The 17,133-nt window shown below is 68.4% G+C and carries 13 protein-coding genes and 2 riboswitches; of the genes, 2 read left to right on the top strand and 11 right to left on the bottom strand.

The window, feature by feature from the left end:
• The first annotated feature begins 55 nt into the window (after positions 1–55).
• Complete coding sequence (locus tag ASF76_RS04445; protein ID WP_055953637.1) at positions 56–658, top strand: PH domain-containing protein; 603 nt, start codon at positions 56–58, stop codon at positions 656–658.
• A gap of 20 nt (positions 659–678) precedes the next feature.
• Here ASF76_RS04445 and ASF76_RS04440 read toward each other — a convergent pair whose 3' ends face one another.
• The 3 genes from ASF76_RS04440 to ASF76_RS04430 form a co-directional block, all read right to left on the bottom strand.
• The gene (locus ASF76_RS04440) at positions 679–1,728 is read right to left on the bottom strand and encodes an ABC transporter permease (RefSeq protein WP_055953633.1); all 1,050 of its coding nucleotides are present in this window, start codon (positions 1,726–1,728) and stop codon (positions 679–681) included.
• A 31-nt stretch (positions 1,729–1,759) separates the two neighbouring features.
• Complete coding sequence (locus ASF76_RS04435) at positions 1,760–3,304, bottom strand: ABC transporter permease (protein WP_055953630.1); 1,545 nt, start codon at positions 3,302–3,304, stop codon at positions 1,760–1,762.
• Between the two features lie 150 nt (positions 3,305–3,454).
• Complete coding sequence (locus ASF76_RS04430; protein ID WP_055953627.1) at positions 3,455–5,248, bottom strand: ABC transporter family substrate-binding protein; 1,794 nt, start codon at positions 5,246–5,248, stop codon at positions 3,455–3,457.
• Between the two features lie 258 nt (positions 5,249–5,506).
• On the opposite strand from ASF76_RS04430, the gene ASF76_RS04425 reads away from it, so the two are divergent.
• Complete coding sequence (locus tag ASF76_RS04425; RefSeq protein ID WP_156459146.1) at positions 5,507–6,376, top strand: CPBP family intramembrane glutamic endopeptidase; 870 nt, start codon at positions 5,507–5,509, stop codon at positions 6,374–6,376.
• A gap of 17 nt (positions 6,377–6,393) precedes the next feature.
• Here ASF76_RS04425 and ASF76_RS04420 read toward each other — a convergent pair whose 3' ends face one another.
• The 8 genes from ASF76_RS04420 to ASF76_RS04385 all read right to left on the bottom strand — a co-directional run bounded on the left by ASF76_RS04420 (position 6,394) and on the right by ASF76_RS04385 (position 17,040).
• Positions 6,394–8,127: an ABC transporter substrate-binding protein gene (locus tag ASF76_RS04420; RefSeq protein WP_162240803.1), complete on the bottom strand. Its 1,734-nt coding sequence runs from the start codon at positions 8,125–8,127 to the stop codon at positions 6,394–6,396.
• Positions 8,128–8,275: 148 nt separating this feature from the next.
• Positions 8,276–11,062: an aminomethyl-transferring glycine dehydrogenase gene (gcvP, locus tag ASF76_RS04415; RefSeq protein ID WP_055955286.1), complete on the bottom strand. Its 2,787-nt coding sequence runs from the start codon at positions 11,060–11,062 to the stop codon at positions 8,276–8,278.
• A gap of 107 nt (positions 11,063–11,169) precedes the next feature.
• The gene (gene gcvH / locus ASF76_RS04410; protein WP_055953621.1) at positions 11,170–11,544 is read right to left on the bottom strand and encodes a glycine cleavage system protein GcvH; all 375 of its coding nucleotides are present in this window, start codon (positions 11,542–11,544) and stop codon (positions 11,170–11,172) included.
• Positions 11,541–12,728, bottom strand: a complete 1,188-nt coding sequence (locus ASF76_RS04405) for an aminomethyltransferase family protein (protein ID WP_055953618.1) — start codon at positions 12,726–12,728, stop codon at positions 11,541–11,543. The genes gcvH and ASF76_RS04405 overlap by 4 nt, the downstream gene beginning before the upstream one ends.
• Positions 12,729–12,776: 48 nt before the next feature.
• Positions 12,777–12,889, bottom strand: a riboswitch (glycine riboswitch).
• A riboswitch (glycine riboswitch) is annotated at positions 12,890–12,984 on the bottom strand.
• Between the two features lie 90 nt (positions 12,985–13,074).
• Positions 13,075–13,551: a hypothetical protein gene (locus ASF76_RS04400; RefSeq protein WP_156459145.1), complete on the bottom strand. Its 477-nt coding sequence runs from the start codon at positions 13,549–13,551 to the stop codon at positions 13,075–13,077.
• A gap of 14 nt (positions 13,552–13,565) precedes the next feature.
• Complete coding sequence (locus tag ASF76_RS04395) at positions 13,566–15,293, bottom strand: hypothetical protein (RefSeq protein ID WP_055953612.1); 1,728 nt, start codon at positions 15,291–15,293, stop codon at positions 13,566–13,568.
• Entirely contained in the window at positions 15,290–15,628 is a 339-nt protein-coding gene (locus ASF76_RS04390) for a hypothetical protein (RefSeq protein ID WP_055953609.1), read from the bottom strand. The genes ASF76_RS04395 and ASF76_RS04390 overlap by 4 nt, the downstream gene beginning before the upstream one ends.
• Positions 15,629–15,864: 236 nt before the next feature.
• On the bottom strand, positions 15,865–17,040 hold the full coding sequence (locus ASF76_RS04385; protein WP_055953606.1) for a MarP family serine protease: 1,176 nt from the start codon (positions 17,038–17,040) through the stop codon (positions 15,865–15,867).
• Positions 17,041–17,133 lie beyond the last annotated feature (93 nt).

Here is a 17,133-nt window from a genome sequence, read left to right as displayed (position 1 = left end):
TCCTCTCGTTCCCGCCGAGCGGGAGGGAGTGATCGGGGAATGGAAGAATCGGGGGATGCCACGCCAGACGTTCCGTTCGACGTTCACCCGGGTCCTGTGCGGGATCGTGTGGGCGATCATCGCCGTCGTGGCGATCGGCCTGCTCGTGACCCCCGCCGCCACCGACGCCCCGGCTCTGGTCATCGTGGGCGCACTGGGGGCGGCGGCCCTGGTGGGCGGCATCCTGTGGTCGCCCTCGGTGTCGGTCGACGACGAGGGAGTCCAGGTCGACAACATCACCCTGCGCTACCGCGTGCCGTGGTCTGCGCTCGTGCACGTCGACACCCGCTACGCGCTGCAGCTGCACACCCCGCACCGACGCATCAGCGTCACCGCCGCACCGTCGCCCGGCGCGGCCGGCTCGCTGCGCGCCGCGCGGGCCCATCGCCGGAGCGAGAGCGCGTTGACGCCGCAGGTACGTCCCGGCGATCTGCCGAACACCGATTCCGGCCGCGCGGCCGAAATGGTGCGCACCCGCTGGTACGCGCTCCGCGACGCCGGGCGCATCGAAGCGGGTAAGGCCGAACAGACCCCCGTCGCCGTCGCCGCACGCGTCGACAACGTGGTGCTGCTCCTCGTCGGCGCAGCCGGCGTCATCGCGGCGATCGCCCTCGCGTGAGGGCCACGCGGAGACGGTCGTCATGACGACGGTGTCTCCGGATGCACCCGGGCCTGCGTGCTCGCCGGAGCCGTGACGGACGAGCCGGCCTGCTCCTTGGTGCGACGCAGCGAGAAGCGCTTCTGGCGCGGGTCGAATGCGTCGCGAAGGCCGTCGCCGACGAAGTTGACGAGCACGGCCAGCAGCACGATGAACACGGCCGGCCACCAGAACAGCCACGGACGGGTCGAGAACGCCGACTGGTTGTCGGAGATGATCAGACCCAGCGAGACGTCGGGCGGACGCACACCGAGCTGCAGGTAGCTCAGCGCGGTTTCGAGGAGGATCGCGGATGCCGCGAGCAGCGTCGCCGCGACGATCACGACGCCGATGGCGTTGGGCAGGATGTGCTTGAAGATGATGCGGGCGTCGCTGGCTCCGGCCACGCGGGCTGCTTCGACGAACTCGCGCTCTCGCAGCGAGAGGAACTCGGCTCGAACGAGGCGCGCGATCGTCGTCCACGAGATCATCGCGAGGAAGAACGCCAGCGGCACGACGCCCAGACCGCCCGTCGCGCGACCGACGACCGCGCCGATGACGATGATGGGGATGACGATGAAGACGTCGGTGATGCGCATGAGCACCGCATCCACCCACCCGCGGTAATAGCCGGCGAGGGCGCCGATCACGGTACCGACGGTCGTGCCGACGATGCTGATGACCAGCATGACCAGGATCGAGTTCTGGATGCCGCGCATCGTCATGGCGAAGTAGTCGATGCCGATGCGGTCCTGACCTAACGGGTGGTCTCCGACGGCGAACGGGAACACCGACAGTGTCGGTGCGCCACCGTTGTTCTGGGGATTCAGCGTCGTGAAGTCGTACTTCCACCAACCGGGGATCGGACCGAGGCCGATCGCCGAGACGGAGAAGATCGCCAACAGGATGAACAGGATGCCGGAGACGACGGCGACCTTGTTCGCGAGGAAACGCCGCAGGACGAGTCGTCCCTGGCTCACGCCGACGGTGTTGCGCTCGTCTGCGGGAGCCGGCGCATCCACGTTCGCGGGCTCGGGGAGCATCTGGGTCATGCGGAGACCTCCGGGAATCGGACGGCGGCGATCATGCGACGACTCGCACGCGGGGGTCGAGCGCCGCGTAGGCGAGATCGGCCAGGAAGTTGAACACGATGGCGGTGATGGCGATGACGATGAAGTACCCCATCACCGGGTTGACGTCGACGCGACGGATCGAGGCGACGAACAACTGCCCCATGCCGGGGATGGCGAAGACCTGTTCGGTGATGACCGCGCCACCGAGGAGCGCTCCGACGTCGGTCGCGATCAGCGTCACGATGGGGATCAGCATGTTGCGGAGACCATGGCGCATCACCACGGTGCGCTCGGGCAGACCCTTCGCGCGCGCGGTGCGGATGAAGTCCTGGTTCATCACCTCGAGCATGCCCGCACGGGCATAACGGGTGTAACCCGCGAACGAGATGAGCAACAGCGAGATCGTCGGCAGCAGCAGGTGCGTGAACGTGTCGATACCGCTGATCCACATGTCGCCGTTGAACCCCGGAGTCGCCGCACCGACCGTGGCGATCGGGCGACCGTTGATACGAGGGTTGTCGACGTACGCCGGCCACGACTGCATGTAGCGGTCGAGCACGACGAGAGCGAACGAGAAGAAGGCGACGATCGCGCCGATGCGCGCCGTCATCCCGCGGTCGCGCGCACCGACGAGGTACCCGGTGACGAGACCCACCACGACGGCCACGACGATCAGGATGATGATCGTGGGGACCGTGGAGATGTCGAACAGTCCCTGCAGGACGTAGTAGGCGATGTAGGAGATCACACCGTTGCCTGCCGCGACGATCAGCGCACGACGGTTCGACAGGCCCGAGATGAGCGCGGTGGTGATGACGACCACCCCGGCGATCAGCAGGAGCAGGCCCACCGGGCCGAAACCGGGGTTGCGGAACCAGTCGGTGACGTTGAAGTACACCAGCAGGGCGACGGTCGCCGCGGCGGCGGTGCCGGCGACGATCGCGCGTCGACGCGCCGAGCCGCCGATCATCGCCTGCCAGATCACCGCCGCGACGACGGCGAGCAGCACGATCACCCAGATCGGGATCGATGTCGCCGACTCGAGGAAGCTGTTGAACCCGAGGGCGAGGAACTCCTTGAGGAGCACGGCGACGAGGAACGACGGCAGCGAGAAGAGGAAGAAGCTCAGCAGGGTGATGCCGAAGTCGAATCCGCTGTACTGGCGGAGGGCGGATACGACGCCGACGACGATGCCGAGCACGATGGCCAGCACGAACGACGCCGTCACGAGCTGGAGAGTGGAGCCCACCGCAGTGGGAAGGATGTCGAGCACGGGCGCGTTACTGATGGTGAGACCGAGGTCGCACGTCCCGGCGAACGGGATGAGGCAGCCGGCGGCGCCGCCGAGCCACAGGAAGTAGCGCAAGGGGGCGGGGACGCTGAGGTCGAGCGCGGCGACGCGCGCGGCGATCAGCTGATCGCGGTTGGCGGCGGTGCTGTCGCGGAGGTCCTGGAGCGGGTCGCCGGAGTTGGCGGCGAGCACGTACATGATGAACGACGCGGCCAAGAGAACCAGGATCGAGACGGCGATGCGCCTGAGAATGAATCCGACCATCGCGGGAGGTCTTCTTTCGATCGGGTGACGGGCGCCGAAAAGGCGCCCTGGACAGAATAGTCGCGGGCATGGCGAAACGGCGCTGCACGCACGCGAAGTGAGGCGCCGGAGCCGAGCGACTCCGGCGCCTCACATGGACTCAACGGGTCATCAACCCGCCAGCGTCCACTCCTGCGCGTTCCACACGATGCCGGTCTGGCCGCCGAAGTAATCGACACCCGTCACCGAACCGTTGTCGGCGAACAGACCGGGCGACTGGAAGAGCGGAAGACCGTAGAAGTCCTTCGCCGTCGCCGTGTCGATCTGCACCTTGATGTCAGCGAGCTCGGTGGGGTCGACCGTCACCTGGCTCTCGTCGACGAGGGTGTCGACGGCGCTGTTGCTGTAGTTGTTGTAGTTTCCGCCGCCGGCGGTCTTGAAGATCTGCGGGAGTGCGGCGTTACCGGCACCGGGCGAGACCCACCCGAAGATCGAGGCGTCGTAGCTGCCGCTGCCCAGCAGCGAGCTCCAGTCGGGCGAGCCCGCGTCTTCGATCACGAAACCGGCCTGCTGCGCCGACTGCTGAATGGCGCGGAAGCTGTCGACACGGTTCGGGTTGTTGGTGTTGTAGAGGATGCGCACCGTCGGGGTCGCACCGTTCAGCAGAGCCGTGGCACCCGCGATGTCGGGCTCCGTGAAGGCGTCGTAGCCACTGGCCGCGACAGCGGTGGTGTACTGGTCGCCCTCGGTGGGGAGGAAGATCTGCGAGTTGAGAACCTCGGCGTCGGGGTTGACGGGCGTGACGATCGACTCGAGGATCTGCTGGCGCGGGATCGTCTTGAGGAAGGCCTCACGCACGTTCGCGTCGGCGAAGACCCCGCCGAAGCTCAGGTCGACGTGGTCGTAGGCGAGCTGGTTGCCCGAGTGGACCGTGGCGTTCGCGTTCTCGAGAGCCGTCAGCGTGTCGGCCGAGGCCTGCGGCTGGATCGCCTGCACCTCACCGTTCTGAAGAGCCGTGACCTGCGCGTTCGAGTCACCGATGAAGCGGATGATCAGCTGGTCGTACGAGGGCGACATCTCGCCCTTGTAGTTGGGGTTCTTGCCCAGCGTGATGCTCTGCTCGGGCGTGAAGTCGGTCACGATGAACGGACCGCTCGCAACGAGCAGGCTCTCATCGGTCGGCATGGCGGTGACGTCGTAGCCGGTGTTCCAGAAGTCCGCGGCGGCCTTGAGGGTCTCGTTCGGCGCGACGGGAGCAGCGGTGTCGCCCTTGGGGAGCGTGTTGAGCAACTCGATGAAGTCGGCTTCGGAGACGCCGGCCTTCTCGGCGAGCACGTGGGCGGGCTTGCCGATGGGGTTGACGAGCTCGTAGTCGACGTAAGGGGTCGAGTAGGTCAGCGTCATCGACATGTTGTCGTCGCCGATCTCGGGGAACGCCGTGGTGTCGAGGCCCGCGGTGCTGCCGGCGAGGCTGAAGTACTGGGTGCCGCCGTTGGTGACGTCACCGGTCGCCGGGTCGAGGATCGCGTCGTTGTAGTAGCCCGAGTTGATGGCCCAGTTGACGAGCATGTCGTCGGCGTTGATGGGCTCGCCGTCCGACCAGGTCAGTCCCTCGTTGATGGTGTACTTCACCGTCAGCGGGTCTTCGGAGAGCGTCTCGTAGGTGCCGAAGTCGGTGTTGTCGAGGACCGAGAAGTCCTTGTCGAGGCGCTGGAAGCCGCCGAGTCCGAGGCCGCCGCTCACTCCGGTGAGGTAGCCCACCATGCCGTTGGTGTCGAGGTTGGCCTCGGGGGTGTCTCCGTTGAACGAGGTGAACGCGTTCGTCGTGGCGATCGTGATCGTGCCACCCGTGTTCGTTTCGCCCTCGGGCGTGGCTGTGGTGGTGCATCCGGCGAGTGCCAGAGCCGCGACCGCGACTCCTGCTCCCGCCGTGAGGGCGCGTGCGCGCCGGGTCTTTTCAGACACTTTGCCTCCAGTGCAAGGTTGACGAGCACCCCACCGAGCAGACAGCCGGGGGGAGCCGTGGATACCGAAACGATAGGTACATGTCACCTGATGGTCAAAACATTTAGATGTTTCGTTACAGACCTTTAACCTCCGGCGTGCTCATCCGAGCATTTTGACAATCCCACGGGTCGTCGCTGCCCGCCCGCCCTTTCCCCGCAGGGGCGCTCATCGGCATCCCATAGGTGCGTCCCGATCGCGCGGTGTTGAATGTCTCCCATGTCCCGGCATCCCTCGGCCACGCGCCCCGGTACGGCTGACCTGTCGACGTCGACAGAGACGATCGGCCCCTTCCCCCCACCCATCGAGCGCTCCGACGCCTACGCGCGCACGCGGCTGGCGTGGGAGGTCGTCCTCGTCCTCCTGATCAGCGTCGGCCAGTCCGCGATCTACTCGGTGGTGTCTTTCGTGCGGGCGGCCACGCGCGCGCCCATCTCTCAGCAGCAGACGCAGCTGAATCCGTCGCGCAGTGCCGAGCCGCTGTGGGACGCGATCTATCAGTTCCTCGACATCTTCTTCTCGCTGGCCCTCGTCGCCGTCGCGATCTATCTGCTGTGGGAACCGGCCGGCAACGCCCTGCGGCGCATCGGTCTCGACTTCCGCCGGTTCGGGTCCGACGTGCTCCGCGGGCTCGCGCTCGTCCTGCTGATCGGCGTACCCGGTATCGGGGTCTACGCCATCGGCCGCGCGATCGGTCAGAGCATCGCGGTCGTCCCCGCGCCCCTCGACTCGTCGTGGTGGGTGATCGCGCTGCTCGTGCTCGCGGCGCTCCGCGCCGGCCTCACCGAGGAGGTCATCTTCCTCGGGTACCTCTTTGACCGGCTGCGCCGCCTGGGCTGGTCGTGGACGGGAGTGATCGTCTCGACCGCGCTGCTGCGAGGGAGCTACCACCTGTACCAGGGATGGCCGTCAGCGCTCGGAAACGTCGTCATGGGATTGGTGTTCGGCTGGTGCTACAAGCGATGGGGGCGGGTCATGCCGCTGGTCGTGGCGCACACCGTCATCGACATCATTGCCTTCGTCGGCTACCCGCTCGCGGCCGCCTGGTGGCCGGGGATCTTCGCCCCGCCTGCGACTCCGACACCCTGAACGCCTCCAGCCACTGTTTACTGCGGAGGCGCGGACCAGGTCCAGAACGCCGGCGGCACACCGTCGGGTTCGGAGGTGTAGTCCACTCCCCCGACTCCGGCGGCAGACACGACGGCACCCGTGCGCTCGAACAGCGGCACGCCGGCGAACGCGGCGAACAGCGAGCGGTCGATCTCCTTGGCCTCGGCGAGGATGTCCACCGGATCGGTGTGCACGGTCAGCTCGGCGAAGAGCTCGTCGGTGTTCGGGCCGTCCACGCCTTCGGCGATGCGATCACGCGCCGACCGGTAGAGGCTTTCGTCCTCGCCGACCCACGAGAGGGTGGCATCCGCGGTGTCGTCCGCCGTGGCGGCACGCACGGCGATGCCTGCCCGCGCCCCCATCGACACGAGCCGCGGGAAGACCTGCGACGACAGCTCGTCGGTCGCGTCGTAGGCCACGCGCAGGACGGCGGCGCGATCACCGAGCGCATTGCGCGCGGCATCCGCATCACTGCCCGTACCGGGCGCGCCGTTGCCCGAGACGAGGTCGTTGTACAGCTGGCCGGTCGCCGACGACGACAGGAACGACTGCAGCGGCTGCGCGTCGGGACGCATCGGACCGAGCACGTCACGCACGATCGAGGAGCGGTCGATGGCCAGCGTCATCGCTTGACGCAGATCGGATGCCGTCTCTTCGGCGAACCGCAGGTGCAGGGTCTGGGTGGTGGGGCCGATCTGCACCTGGTAGCCCGCATCGGTGAGCGTCTCGCGCTCCGCCACGTCGATCTCGCCGACGTTGGCGATGTCGACGACCCCCGCTTCGAGCGCGGAGAGCTGCGCCGCCCGATCGGGGAAGAAGCGCACGCTGAGACTCTCGAGGCCGGGGAAGTGCGCACCCTGGTAGCTGTCGCGTCGGGCGAGGGTCAGCGTGTCGGCTGTCGACTCCGTCACCGTCCAGGGACCGGCGGAGACGACACTGGCCGGGTCGACCGCGGTGCCGGCGGGCACGTCGAAGCCGGTATTCCAGGCCTGCGCCGCGGCCGCCAGCACCGGGTTCGGTGCGGCCGGAGCCTGCGGGTCGCCCTCGGGGACGGTGAGGATCGCCGTGAGCAGATCCTCTACGCTCACACCCGCGCGTTCGGCGACGACGTGTACCGGTCGGTCGAGCAGCCACTGCCGGTTCCAGTCCGCGAACGGTTCGTCGTACGTGAGGGTGAGCGTGTCGTCTGACCGGTCGATGCTGGGCCGCGCGGTCCGCGCGTTCGGGTCGGCGGGCATCGCGGTGTCGAAGTACCTCGTGCCCGAGACGATCTGACCGGCGTCGTCGTAGGTGGCGTCGTCGAAGAAGTGCGAGGTGACGGCCCAGCCGAACAAGAGGTCGTCGAGGCTGACGGGCGTGCCGTCGGACCAGACGCGATCGTCGAACAGTTCGTAGCTGACCTTCAGCGGGTCGCCCTGCACCCGGGTGATGCGGCCGAAACCGTCGTTGGGGACCACCTGCAGGTCGCCGTCGAGCGACCCGAGCTTCTCGTCGAGGAGGGATGCCACGGCCCGGTTGGCGGGGGTGTCTCCCGCGGCGCTGGCGGCGTTGAAGCTGGTGAGCGAGCCGACGACGCCCACCGTCAGGGTGGTGGGCGGTGTTTCCTGCTCGGTCTCGGGCGCGGGCTCCGGAGCCGAGCACCCGGCGAGGACGATCCCCACGGCGGCGAGGAGGGCGATCACGCGTCCCGGGCCACCGCGTCGTCGGGTCGGTCGAAGTTCCTCGTTCACGCCGTGATGCACACCGGGAACCTTACTAAATGCCCGCTGTGCGAATCCGGGGTGGGTGGGGGCGGACGTGGACGACCTCCCCCTCTCGGCTCCGCCGCACGGGTTCTCGGCGACCGCCCCGAGGGAACGGTCGCCGAGAACCCCGCTGTCAGGCGAACGCCTCCGGCGGCGGGCACGAGCACACCAGGTTGCGGTCGCCGTACGCCTGGTCGATGCGTCGCACCGGCGGCCAGTATTTGCCGCGGATCAGCGAACGCACGGGATACACGGCCGTCTCGCGCGAGTACGGATGGTCCCACTCGCCCACCACGACCGTCTCGGCGGTGTGCGGGGCATTCACGAGCGGGTTGTCCTCGGCGGGCCACTCCCCCGCGGCGACGGCGAGCGCCTCGTGCTTGATCGCGATCATGGCATCCACGAACCGATCGAGTTCGGCGAGGTCCTCGCTCTCGGTCGGCTCGACCATGAGGGTGCCGGCGACGGGGAACGACATCGTCGGAGCGTGGAATCCGTAGTCGATGAGGCGCTTGGCCACGTCGTCGACGGTGACGCCGGTCTGTTCCTTGAGCGGACGCAGGTCGAGGATGCACTCATGCGCGACCAGGCCGCCCTCCCCCGCGTAGAGCACCGGGTAGTGCTCCCGCAGGCGGGTGGCGATGTAGTTCGCCGACAGTACCGCGGCGGCCGTGGCCCGTCGGAGTCCCTCGGTGCCCATCATGCGCACGTACGCCCACGAGATCGGGAGGATGCCTGCGGAGCCGTGGGGCGCCGCCGACACGGGGCCGCCGTCGAACGTGCCCCCGGCGTGGTCGGCGCGCTGCGAGAAGGGGTGCGACGGGAGGTGGGGCGCGAGGTGCGCCTTGGCTGCGACCGGGCCGACGCCGGGTCCGCCGCCGCCGTGCGGGATTGCGAACGTCTTGTGGAGGTTCAGGTGCGACACGTCTCCGCCCAGGTCGCCGAAGCGGGCGAAGCCGAGAAGCGCGTTGAGGTTCGCCCCGTCGACGTAGACCTGACCGCCGGCGTCGTGGACGGCCTGCGTGATCTCCAGCACGTCGTGCTCGTACACCCCGTGCGTCGAGGGGTACGTGATCATCAGGGCCGACAGCTCGGCGGCGTGCTGTGCGATCTTGGCGCGCAGGTCGCCGAGGTCGACGTTGCCGGCCTCGTCGCAGGCGACGACGACGACCTTCATGCCGGCGAGGATCGCGGAAGCGGCGTTGGTGCCGTGCGCCGACGAGGGGATGAGGCACACCGCGCGCTCGGTGTCGCCGTTCGCGAGGTGATAGCCACGGATCGCCAGCAGACCCGCGAGCTCGCCCTGCGAGCCGGCGTTGGGCTGAAGCGACACAGCGTCGTAGCCGGTGACCTCGGCGAGCCACCGTTCGAGCTGGTCGATCATCTCGAGGTAGCCGTGCACGTCGGCCTCGGGGGCGAAGGGGTGCACGCGTGAGAACTCCGGCCACGACACAGCCGCCATCTCGGTGGCGGCGTTCAACTTCATCGTGCACGAGCCCAGCGGGATCATGCCGCGGTCGAGCGCGTAGTCGCGGTCGGCGAGCGACTTGAGGTAGCGCATCATCGCCGTCTCGCTGCGATGCGTGTGGAAGACGGGGTGGGTGAGGTACTCGTCGTCGCGGTGCAGCGAGTCGTCGACGCCGCGCAAGGCGATCCCCTCGGGCAGCTCCTCAGTCGCGAGGCCGAACGCATCGAGGACGGCCGAGATGTCGGCATCCGTCGTGGTCTCATCCACCGACACGCCCACGGTCGCGTCGTCGACCCACAGCAACTGGTATCCGCGCTCCCGGGCGCGGTCGACCACGTCTTGCGCGCGTCCGGGGACGTGCACGCGAACGGTGTCGAAGAACGCATCGGATGCCAGCGTCAGATCGTACGAGCGGAGGGCGGATGCCAGGGCGTCGGCCCTCCGCGCGACCCGCGTCGCGATGCTTTTGAGCCCCTGCGGGCCGTGGTAAACCGCGTACATCGCCGCCATGACAGCGAGCAGCACCTGGGCCGTGCAGATGTTCGAGGTCGCCTTCTCGCGCCGGATGTGCTGCTCGCGCGTCTGCAGCGACAGGCGGTAGGCGGGGGCGCCGACGGCATCCTGGGACACGCCCACGAGACGCCCCGGGAGCTGGCGCTCGAGACCGGCGCGCACGGCCATGTACCCGGCGTGCGGACCGCCGAAGCCGAGCGGCACACCGAAGCGTTGCGTGGTTCCCACCGCAACGTCGGCGCCGAGAGCGCCGGGCGAGCGCAGCAGGGTCAGGGCCAGCAGATCGGCGGCGGCGACGACGAGACCGCCCGCGGCGTGGACGGCGTCGGCGACGGCCGAGAAGTCCCACACGCGCCCGGTGGCGCCGGGGTACTGCACGAAGGCTCCGAACGCCTCAGGGAGCTCGCCGTCGAACGAGGTCTCGTGGATGAGGATGCCGACGGCCGCGGCGCGGTGGTGCAGCAGCGCCTTCGTCTGCGGCAGGGCGTCGACGTCGACGAGGAAGACGCCGGTCTTGGCCTTCGACGCGCGCCGGGCGACGAGCATGCCCTCTACGACGGCGGTGGATTCGTCGAGCATGGACGCGTTGGCCGTGGCGAGCCCCGTCAGGTCGGTGACCATCGTCTGGAAGTTGATGAGCGCCTCGAGACGTCCCTGCGAGATCTCGGGCTGATACGGCGTATAAGCGGTGTACCACGAAGGGTTCTCGAGGACGTTCCGCGCGATCACCGACGGGGTGAAGGTGTCGTAGTAGCCCAGGCCGATCAGCGGGCGCGCCGAGCGATTCGCGTTCGCGAGTTCGCGGAGTTCCGCGAGGGCCTCGGCCTCGGTGGCCGCGGGCGGGATCGAACTGGTCGCGCGAGGTTGGACGTGGATGGATGCCGGGACGGCGGTCTCGACGAGCGCCTCGACGCTGTCATACCCGACGACCTCGAGCATGCGGGCCTCGGCGTCGGCGTCGATGCCGATGTGGCGATCGACGAACCCTTCGACACGCTCAGGGACCGTCTGAGGGACGGCATGCGTCCGGGGAGGGAGGAGAGTGCTCATGCGGTGAGGCCCTCGTAGGCGGCGCGGTCGAGGAGGTCGCCGGGCAGCTCGCCCTCGACGCGGATCTTGATAAGCCAGCCCCCGGCGAAGGGTTCGGCGTTCACGAGAGAGGGGTCGTCGACCACGGCGTCGTTCACCTCGACGACGGTGCCGGTCAGGGGTGCGTAGAGCTCGCCGACCGACTTGGTCGATTCGATCTCACCGCAGACGTCGCCGGCGGAGACCGCGGAGTCGGTGCCGGGCAGCTCGACGAAGACGACGTCGCCGAGCTTGTCGGCGGCGAAGTCGGTGATGCCGACGGTCGCGATGTCCCCCTCGAGGGAGATCCACTCGTGCTCGGACGTGTAGCTGAGGGCGGTGAGGTCGGTCATGCGTTTCTCCGATAGAAGGGAAGGGCGGTGACGATGGCGGGGATGCGGGTTCCGCGCACGTCGATGGTCAGTTCAGTTCCGGGTTCGGATGCCGCGGGCGCGACGAAAGCCATCGCGACCGGGTGACCGAGGGTGGGGCTGAGAGCGCCGCTGGTGATCTCGCCGACGCTGTCGTCGCCGTGCAGCACCGCGTAGCCGGCGCGACCGGCACGGCGGCCCTCCGAGACGAGCCCTACCAGCACGGGCGCATCGACGGGTCCGGACGAGAGGCCGTCTTTTCCGACGAACGCCTCCTTGTCGACGGCGACGACCCGACCGAGGCCGGCCTGGGCGGGAACGATGTCGCGGGAGAGCTCGTGTCCGTACAGCGGCATGCCCGCTTCGAGCCGAAGAGTGTCGCGCGCGGCGAGACCGCACGGCACGAGACCCTTCTCGGCGCCCGCGGCGAGCGCGGCGTCCCACAGGGCACCCGCGTGGGCCGCGGGGATCAGGAGCTCGTAACCGTCTTCGCCGGTGTATCCGGTTCGGGCGACGAAGAGCGGCGCCCCCTCGAACGTCCCGTCGGTCCACGCGTAGTAGCCGAGTTCGTCGAGCGCCGTACCGGTGATCTCGACCCCCGGCGTGGAGCTCAGGATGCCGCGCGCCTCGGGGCCCTGGAGGGCGACGAGGGCGAACTGGTCGGTGACGTCTTCGACCCGCGGGATAGCCCCACCGGATACAACGGCGTAGTCGGTTCCCTCGAGCGGGCCGTCGATGAATGCTTGCACCGCGGACCACGTGGCACGGGCGCCGTCTAACGCCGCGGCCACGGCATCCCGGTTTCCCGCATTCGCGATCACCAGGAAGTAGTCCTCGCCGGTGCGGTAGACGATCACGTCGTCGATGATCCCGCCGTCGTCGGCGAGAACGAGCGAGTACTTCGCTTTGCCGATCTTCATGGTCGAGACCCGGCCGGCGAGCACATAGTCGAGGAATTCTGCGGCTCGGCCACCCTGCACCCAGAACTCGGCCATGTGCGAGATGTCGAATAGCCCGGCCGCTTCACGGACGGCGTGATGCTCGGCGAGGTCGGAGGTGTAGCGCACGGGCATGTTCCAGCCACCGAAGTCGGTGAACGAGGCGCCGAGGGCCTCGTGCCGATCGTGTAGCGGCGACGTGCGCGGTGGAGCGGGGGTGTTGATCATGAGTTCTGCCGTTCGCGATGACGGACAGACGCCGGTCAGCGCCTGAAGAACTCCCCCTCTGTCATGGGCCTGAGAGTTTCACCCGCGACGTCGCTCGAGGACGCGGGCTTTCACCGTCGGCGGATCCGGCGCAGTGCACCCGGATCACTTTCCAGAGTGGCCCGATCGACGCGGTACGCGTACCTGAGAGATTGGCGGGGAGGCTTGCTCCTTCGGTGCCCGGCTGTGTGCGCCGGAGCTCTCCCGCATCGATCATGGGGCCGGTGTGGACTTGTGGGGTCAGCTTATCGGAGTGGGGTGCGGGGTACAGCCCCGGTGATGTCCGGAAGTGAGTGAGGTCGTGCGCTCAATACGTGTCGCCACGCCAGATGTCCTCGGGGAGGCGGATACACGGGGAGAACGAGGTCACGTAAACCTCCCCCGTCTCTGTGTCATATCGGACAACCCACGCTGAATGATGGTGGCCGACGATCTCGAGGATGGAATCCTCATCATCTGTGCGTCGATTAAGCGCGAGACCCTCATCGGCGGCCAAGTGCTCCTCGATCGGATCGAGCACGAGCGCGGAGTCCGCTCCTGATTGCACGTGGGCCGTTAGACCGCCCGCCCACTGCTCACCGCCGTCGCGGGAACACGGCAGGAATACCCCGGTTTCCTTCTGCTCCACGTCGAGTAGTAATTCCGTCGGGAGCGCACCGGCGATCTCCCGCTCAATTGATTGTGTGTACTGCTTCGCGTCCGGCAGCGAGAGATCGGGATCGACATTCTCAACGAACGTGACGCACCCGCTGAGGACAAGGGCGCATCCTGCGAGGACGGTCAACGTGCACTGCGTTCTCATCTCCGCGCCTCCCGGATGCTGTTCCGAATGTCTTCACGAGGGCGAGTGTTCTCCTGCTGGTCGGACACGATCAACAGATGCGACCCGATCGGGTCACTCGAGACACGAATGGAAGGCCCGCCGGGATCGAGGAAGGGTGCCAGATCTCCACCGAGCGGAACGTCGTAGTCGCCGGGCCGATCGTAGATGTGGGTCGAGAAGTCCGGTGTTGCGTCAGGGTTGCGCCCCTCCCCTACGAGTCCCACGTCTTGCGCCATGGATAAGAAGTCGGTGTAGCTCCAATGAAAGTACTTCGTGCTCGGGTCGGCGGCCCAATCTCGTGGAACCCATGCCCCGGCGAACGAGTGGACGGCGTCGTAGTGGGCGCCAGCAAGCTCGGAACTCGTCACGGGGACAAGCCCCCAGCTGTATCCACCCGCGATCTGGTGAGCTTCAGCCGTGTGAGAGTCGATGCGCATTTCGCCCACGAAGCGAGCCAGCGCCTCCCCCGCCGGAACCGCTCGATCTTGTTCGTTCGCCTCGCGAATGCCGGACACCTGCTCCGCTAAAGCGGGACCCTCGTCGTCGCCCGGGAACGCGGTCCCCTTCCACACGAACGCGACCATCTCCGTGTCCTGGTCCACCAGCCACGCCGACATCGCCTGAGCCTCACCCCCATAAAAGCTCTCCACCGACGTGAACGTCCCCGGCACATATGTCAGCACCCGCTGCGTTCCCGGACCCGGCGTCCCGATCATCTCGGCGATGCGGTTCTCCTCCGGTCGGTAGAGCACGAGCTGCACGTCTCCGGCCACGACGCGGTCTAGGTAGCCGCGTTCGGCGGTGAGGCGGTCGAGCGCACTCTGCCGCTCCGCTCGCAAGGTCGCCATCGCGCCCTCCTTCAAGAGCGATTCGTAATGCGCGATGTCCCTGTCGACGAGCGCGATCCGATCACGCGCCACGACGCGGTTCGCGGCGACGCGGGCGAGTGGCGGCACTCCACCGAGCGCACCCACCACCTCGGGAGCGCCGTTGATCAGCGCGGTCTGCCGCCCGGGTGGCAGCGCGTCCCACCACGCCTTCACCGTCTGCGGTGCGGGGGGACGCCGACGCAGCCGCTCCACCCAGTCGGGATGATCGGCGAGGATCTGCTTCATCCGTCCGGCTCCGCCTCGGGCGATCTCGACCAGCGGTGCGAGCATCGTCTCGGCGGCGACCGCTTCGGTGCGCATCTGCCAGGTGATCCGCGGACCGATCGGCGGCGGCTCCGCTCCGGTCGCCGCGAGGGGCAGCGGGGGCGGCTCGGCGATCCCGGCGAGGTCGCGGCACGCGTCGTCGATCACGGCGGCGACATCGGACCGCAGGCGCGCGATGGCCGACTCGACGTCGGCGTGACCTGACGCCGTGCTCTTCGTCGCGAGAGCGGTTGCGGCAGCGTCGTCGACGAGCAGAGAACGCCTCCATTCGAGAATCGCGAGCGCGTCGGCGAGTTCACCCAGAACCGCACCCACTCGCGCAAATGCCTCACTCGTCTGCCGTCCGCCCGTCGAGAGGCTGTTCATCCTCTCCGTGAGCTCCGCCGCCTCGGGAGCGTCGTAGAGCGCACCCAGGTCACGCCACTCGACGACGACCTCGTCGGCCGTCGGTGTGACCGCCGACGCGCGATCGCGCAGCCGAATGGCGGCATGCTCCAGCTCGTCGGAGCGAGCGGGTAGGGACGGTACGTCCGAGCGCTGCTGATTCACGAGACCGTCCAGCGTCCGTGCCCGCGCGAATCAGCGGCGCGATCGGTATCGACGGCCATCGCGGCATCCGCTCGGCAGTATTCGACGACAGCGCGCTCGGCAGCCCACAGAACTGCTCCCCCGTGCTCCGCCAGCGCCGTCGCGCGCTCCACCCAGGGGTCGACAGCTCTGGCAAAGGCGCGAGCAAGATCGGGCGTGAGGGCCACGGCATCCCGCACGTCGTTCGCAACGAACGTCACGCCGAAAACGGCCTCGGCAAGGGCGTCGAGACGCCGTGCCGTCCGCGCCGCCAGGTCGAGGAAGCCTTTCACGTCGATCGCATATCGGTCAGCCATGCGGCGACCCTAGAGAAATGCGTCCGACGGCCTCGAAAGTTCTCCACAGGCCGCGCGGGGTGAACCCTCGCGCCGTTCGCGCACCGGCCGCGCGGCTCAGCCCCACAAACACGCCGACATCGCGGAGCGCGCGGCCGCCGCGCTCGGCCCCGCGGCTGTTTCAGCCGTCCGAACACACCCGTTCGCCGGGCAGCCCGGGCAGATGCCCACCCATAAGGAGCACTCGGCCGCCCCGTTCAGCCCCGGGCGCAGCTCCCGGATGCCACCGGCGCCGTCAGCGCGTCGATCTGCCCCATGACCGGCTCGAGCTCGGCCGGCGTCATGGCGTACCCGACGTTGTCGTCGGTGTCGGAGCGGGCGAACACGATGCCGCCGACCTCACCACCCGTGGTGAGAAGCGGTCCGCCGGAGTTACCGGGGCGGACGATCGCGGCCAGGGCGTAGATGTCGCGCGGCGCGGACGAACCGTCGTAGATGTCGGGGACGGGAACCGTTCCCTCCGACAGCACCTGGGCGCTCCCCGAAGTGAACGGACCTCCGCCGGGGTATCCCTGCACCACGGCCGGCGAGCCGACGTCGAGTGTCGAGACGACGGGGAGGGGCGCGGCATCCAGACCGTCGACGGCGACCACGGCGATGTCGTCGATGGGATCGAAGTAGACCACGCGTCCCTCACGGGCGGGGCGACCGGGCAGTTCCACGACCGGGGTGTCGACACCGGCGACCACGTGGGCATTCGTCATCACGCGGTCAGCGGCCACGACGAACCCCGACCCGCTCGATGTCACACCGCACGCGTACGCGGTGCCCGAGATGCGGGCGACCGACTGTGCCGCCTGGGTCAGGGCCGGATCGTCGAGCGCGACCGCGGGGGCGCTCGGAACGGGGCCTATCTGAATGAGCTGCCCGAGGCGAGGGATGCCTTCGGCGAAGACGGTTCCGCGAAGCTCGGCGAGCGCGCCGCGTACCGGCGCCGGAGTCAGGTCGTCGATCGTTCGCACGACCGTCGAGGAACCGAGCGCTGCCGACACGACCGGCACCCCCACGGGCGTCAAAGACCCGGCGGCGAACGAAATGGCGAGCGCCGCGGCGGCGACGTTGACCACTCCACCGAGGAGACGTTCGGGCACCCGGAGCTTGATGCGATCGGCACCTCGACGGATGAAGCCGCCCACGGCGGTACCGAGACCCGACCCGATGAGCAGGAGCAGGATGCCGGCGAGGATCATCGCCGGCCCGCGCCACGACGGCGAGGTGACCCACTGCCCCACGAACGGCGTCGCCCAGTAGGCGGCCACGGCGCCGACGGCGAGACCGGCGAAGAAGCCGATGGTCGCGAGGAATCCCCGTGCCAGGCCCGTGATGAGCGCGATCACCAGCAGGGCGATCAGAACGATGTCGATGATCGGCATCCGACCTCCCCAATCCGACTTCTACGCTAGGCCGCGCGTCTGAGAGAACCCTTTCGACGCGACCGGGGACGGTGGAGTCCCGGACTCCGACGC

Source organism: Microbacterium sp. Leaf151 (assembly GCF_001424225.1).
Lineage (GTDB): Bacteria > Actinomycetota > Actinomycetes > Actinomycetales > Microbacteriaceae > Microbacterium.
The sequence above is the reverse complement of the archived record's forward strand: the minus strand, read 5'-3'. Positions and strand labels throughout refer to the sequence as shown.

What these genes read in the sequence shown, in the direction of transcription:
- ASF76_RS04405 (WP_055953618.1), bottom strand. Translation starts at nt 12,728, where the DNA reads ATGATCAACACCCCCGCTCCACCGCGCACGTCGCCGCTACACGATCGG.
- ASF76_RS04390 (WP_055953609.1), bottom strand. Translation starts at nt 15,628, where the DNA reads ATGGCTGACCGATATGCGATCGACGTGAAAGGCTTCCTCGACCTGGCG.
- ASF76_RS04440 (WP_055953633.1), bottom strand. Translation starts at nt 1,728, where the DNA reads ATGACCCAGATGCTCCCCGAGCCCGCGAACGTGGATGCGCCGGCTCCC.
- ASF76_RS04425 (WP_156459146.1), top strand. Translation starts at nt 5,507, where the DNA reads ATGTCCCGGCATCCCTCGGCCACGCGCCCCGGTACGGCTGACCTGTCG.
- gcvH (WP_055953621.1), bottom strand. Translation starts at nt 11,544, where the DNA reads ATGACCGACCTCACCGCCCTCAGCTACACGTCCGAGCACGAGTGGATC.
- ASF76_RS04385 (WP_055953606.1), bottom strand. Translation starts at nt 17,040, where the DNA reads ATGCCGATCATCGACATCGTTCTGATCGCCCTGCTGGTGATCGCGCTC.
- ASF76_RS04445 (WP_055953637.1), top strand. Translation starts at nt 56, where the DNA reads ATGCCACGCCAGACGTTCCGTTCGACGTTCACCCGGGTCCTGTGCGGG.
- ASF76_RS04435 (WP_055953630.1), bottom strand. Translation starts at nt 3,304, where the DNA reads ATGGTCGGATTCATTCTCAGGCGCATCGCCGTCTCGATCCTGGTTCTC.
- gcvP (WP_055955286.1), bottom strand. Translation starts at nt 11,062, where the DNA reads ATGCTCGAGGTCGTCGGGTATGACAGCGTCGAGGCGCTCGTCGAGACC.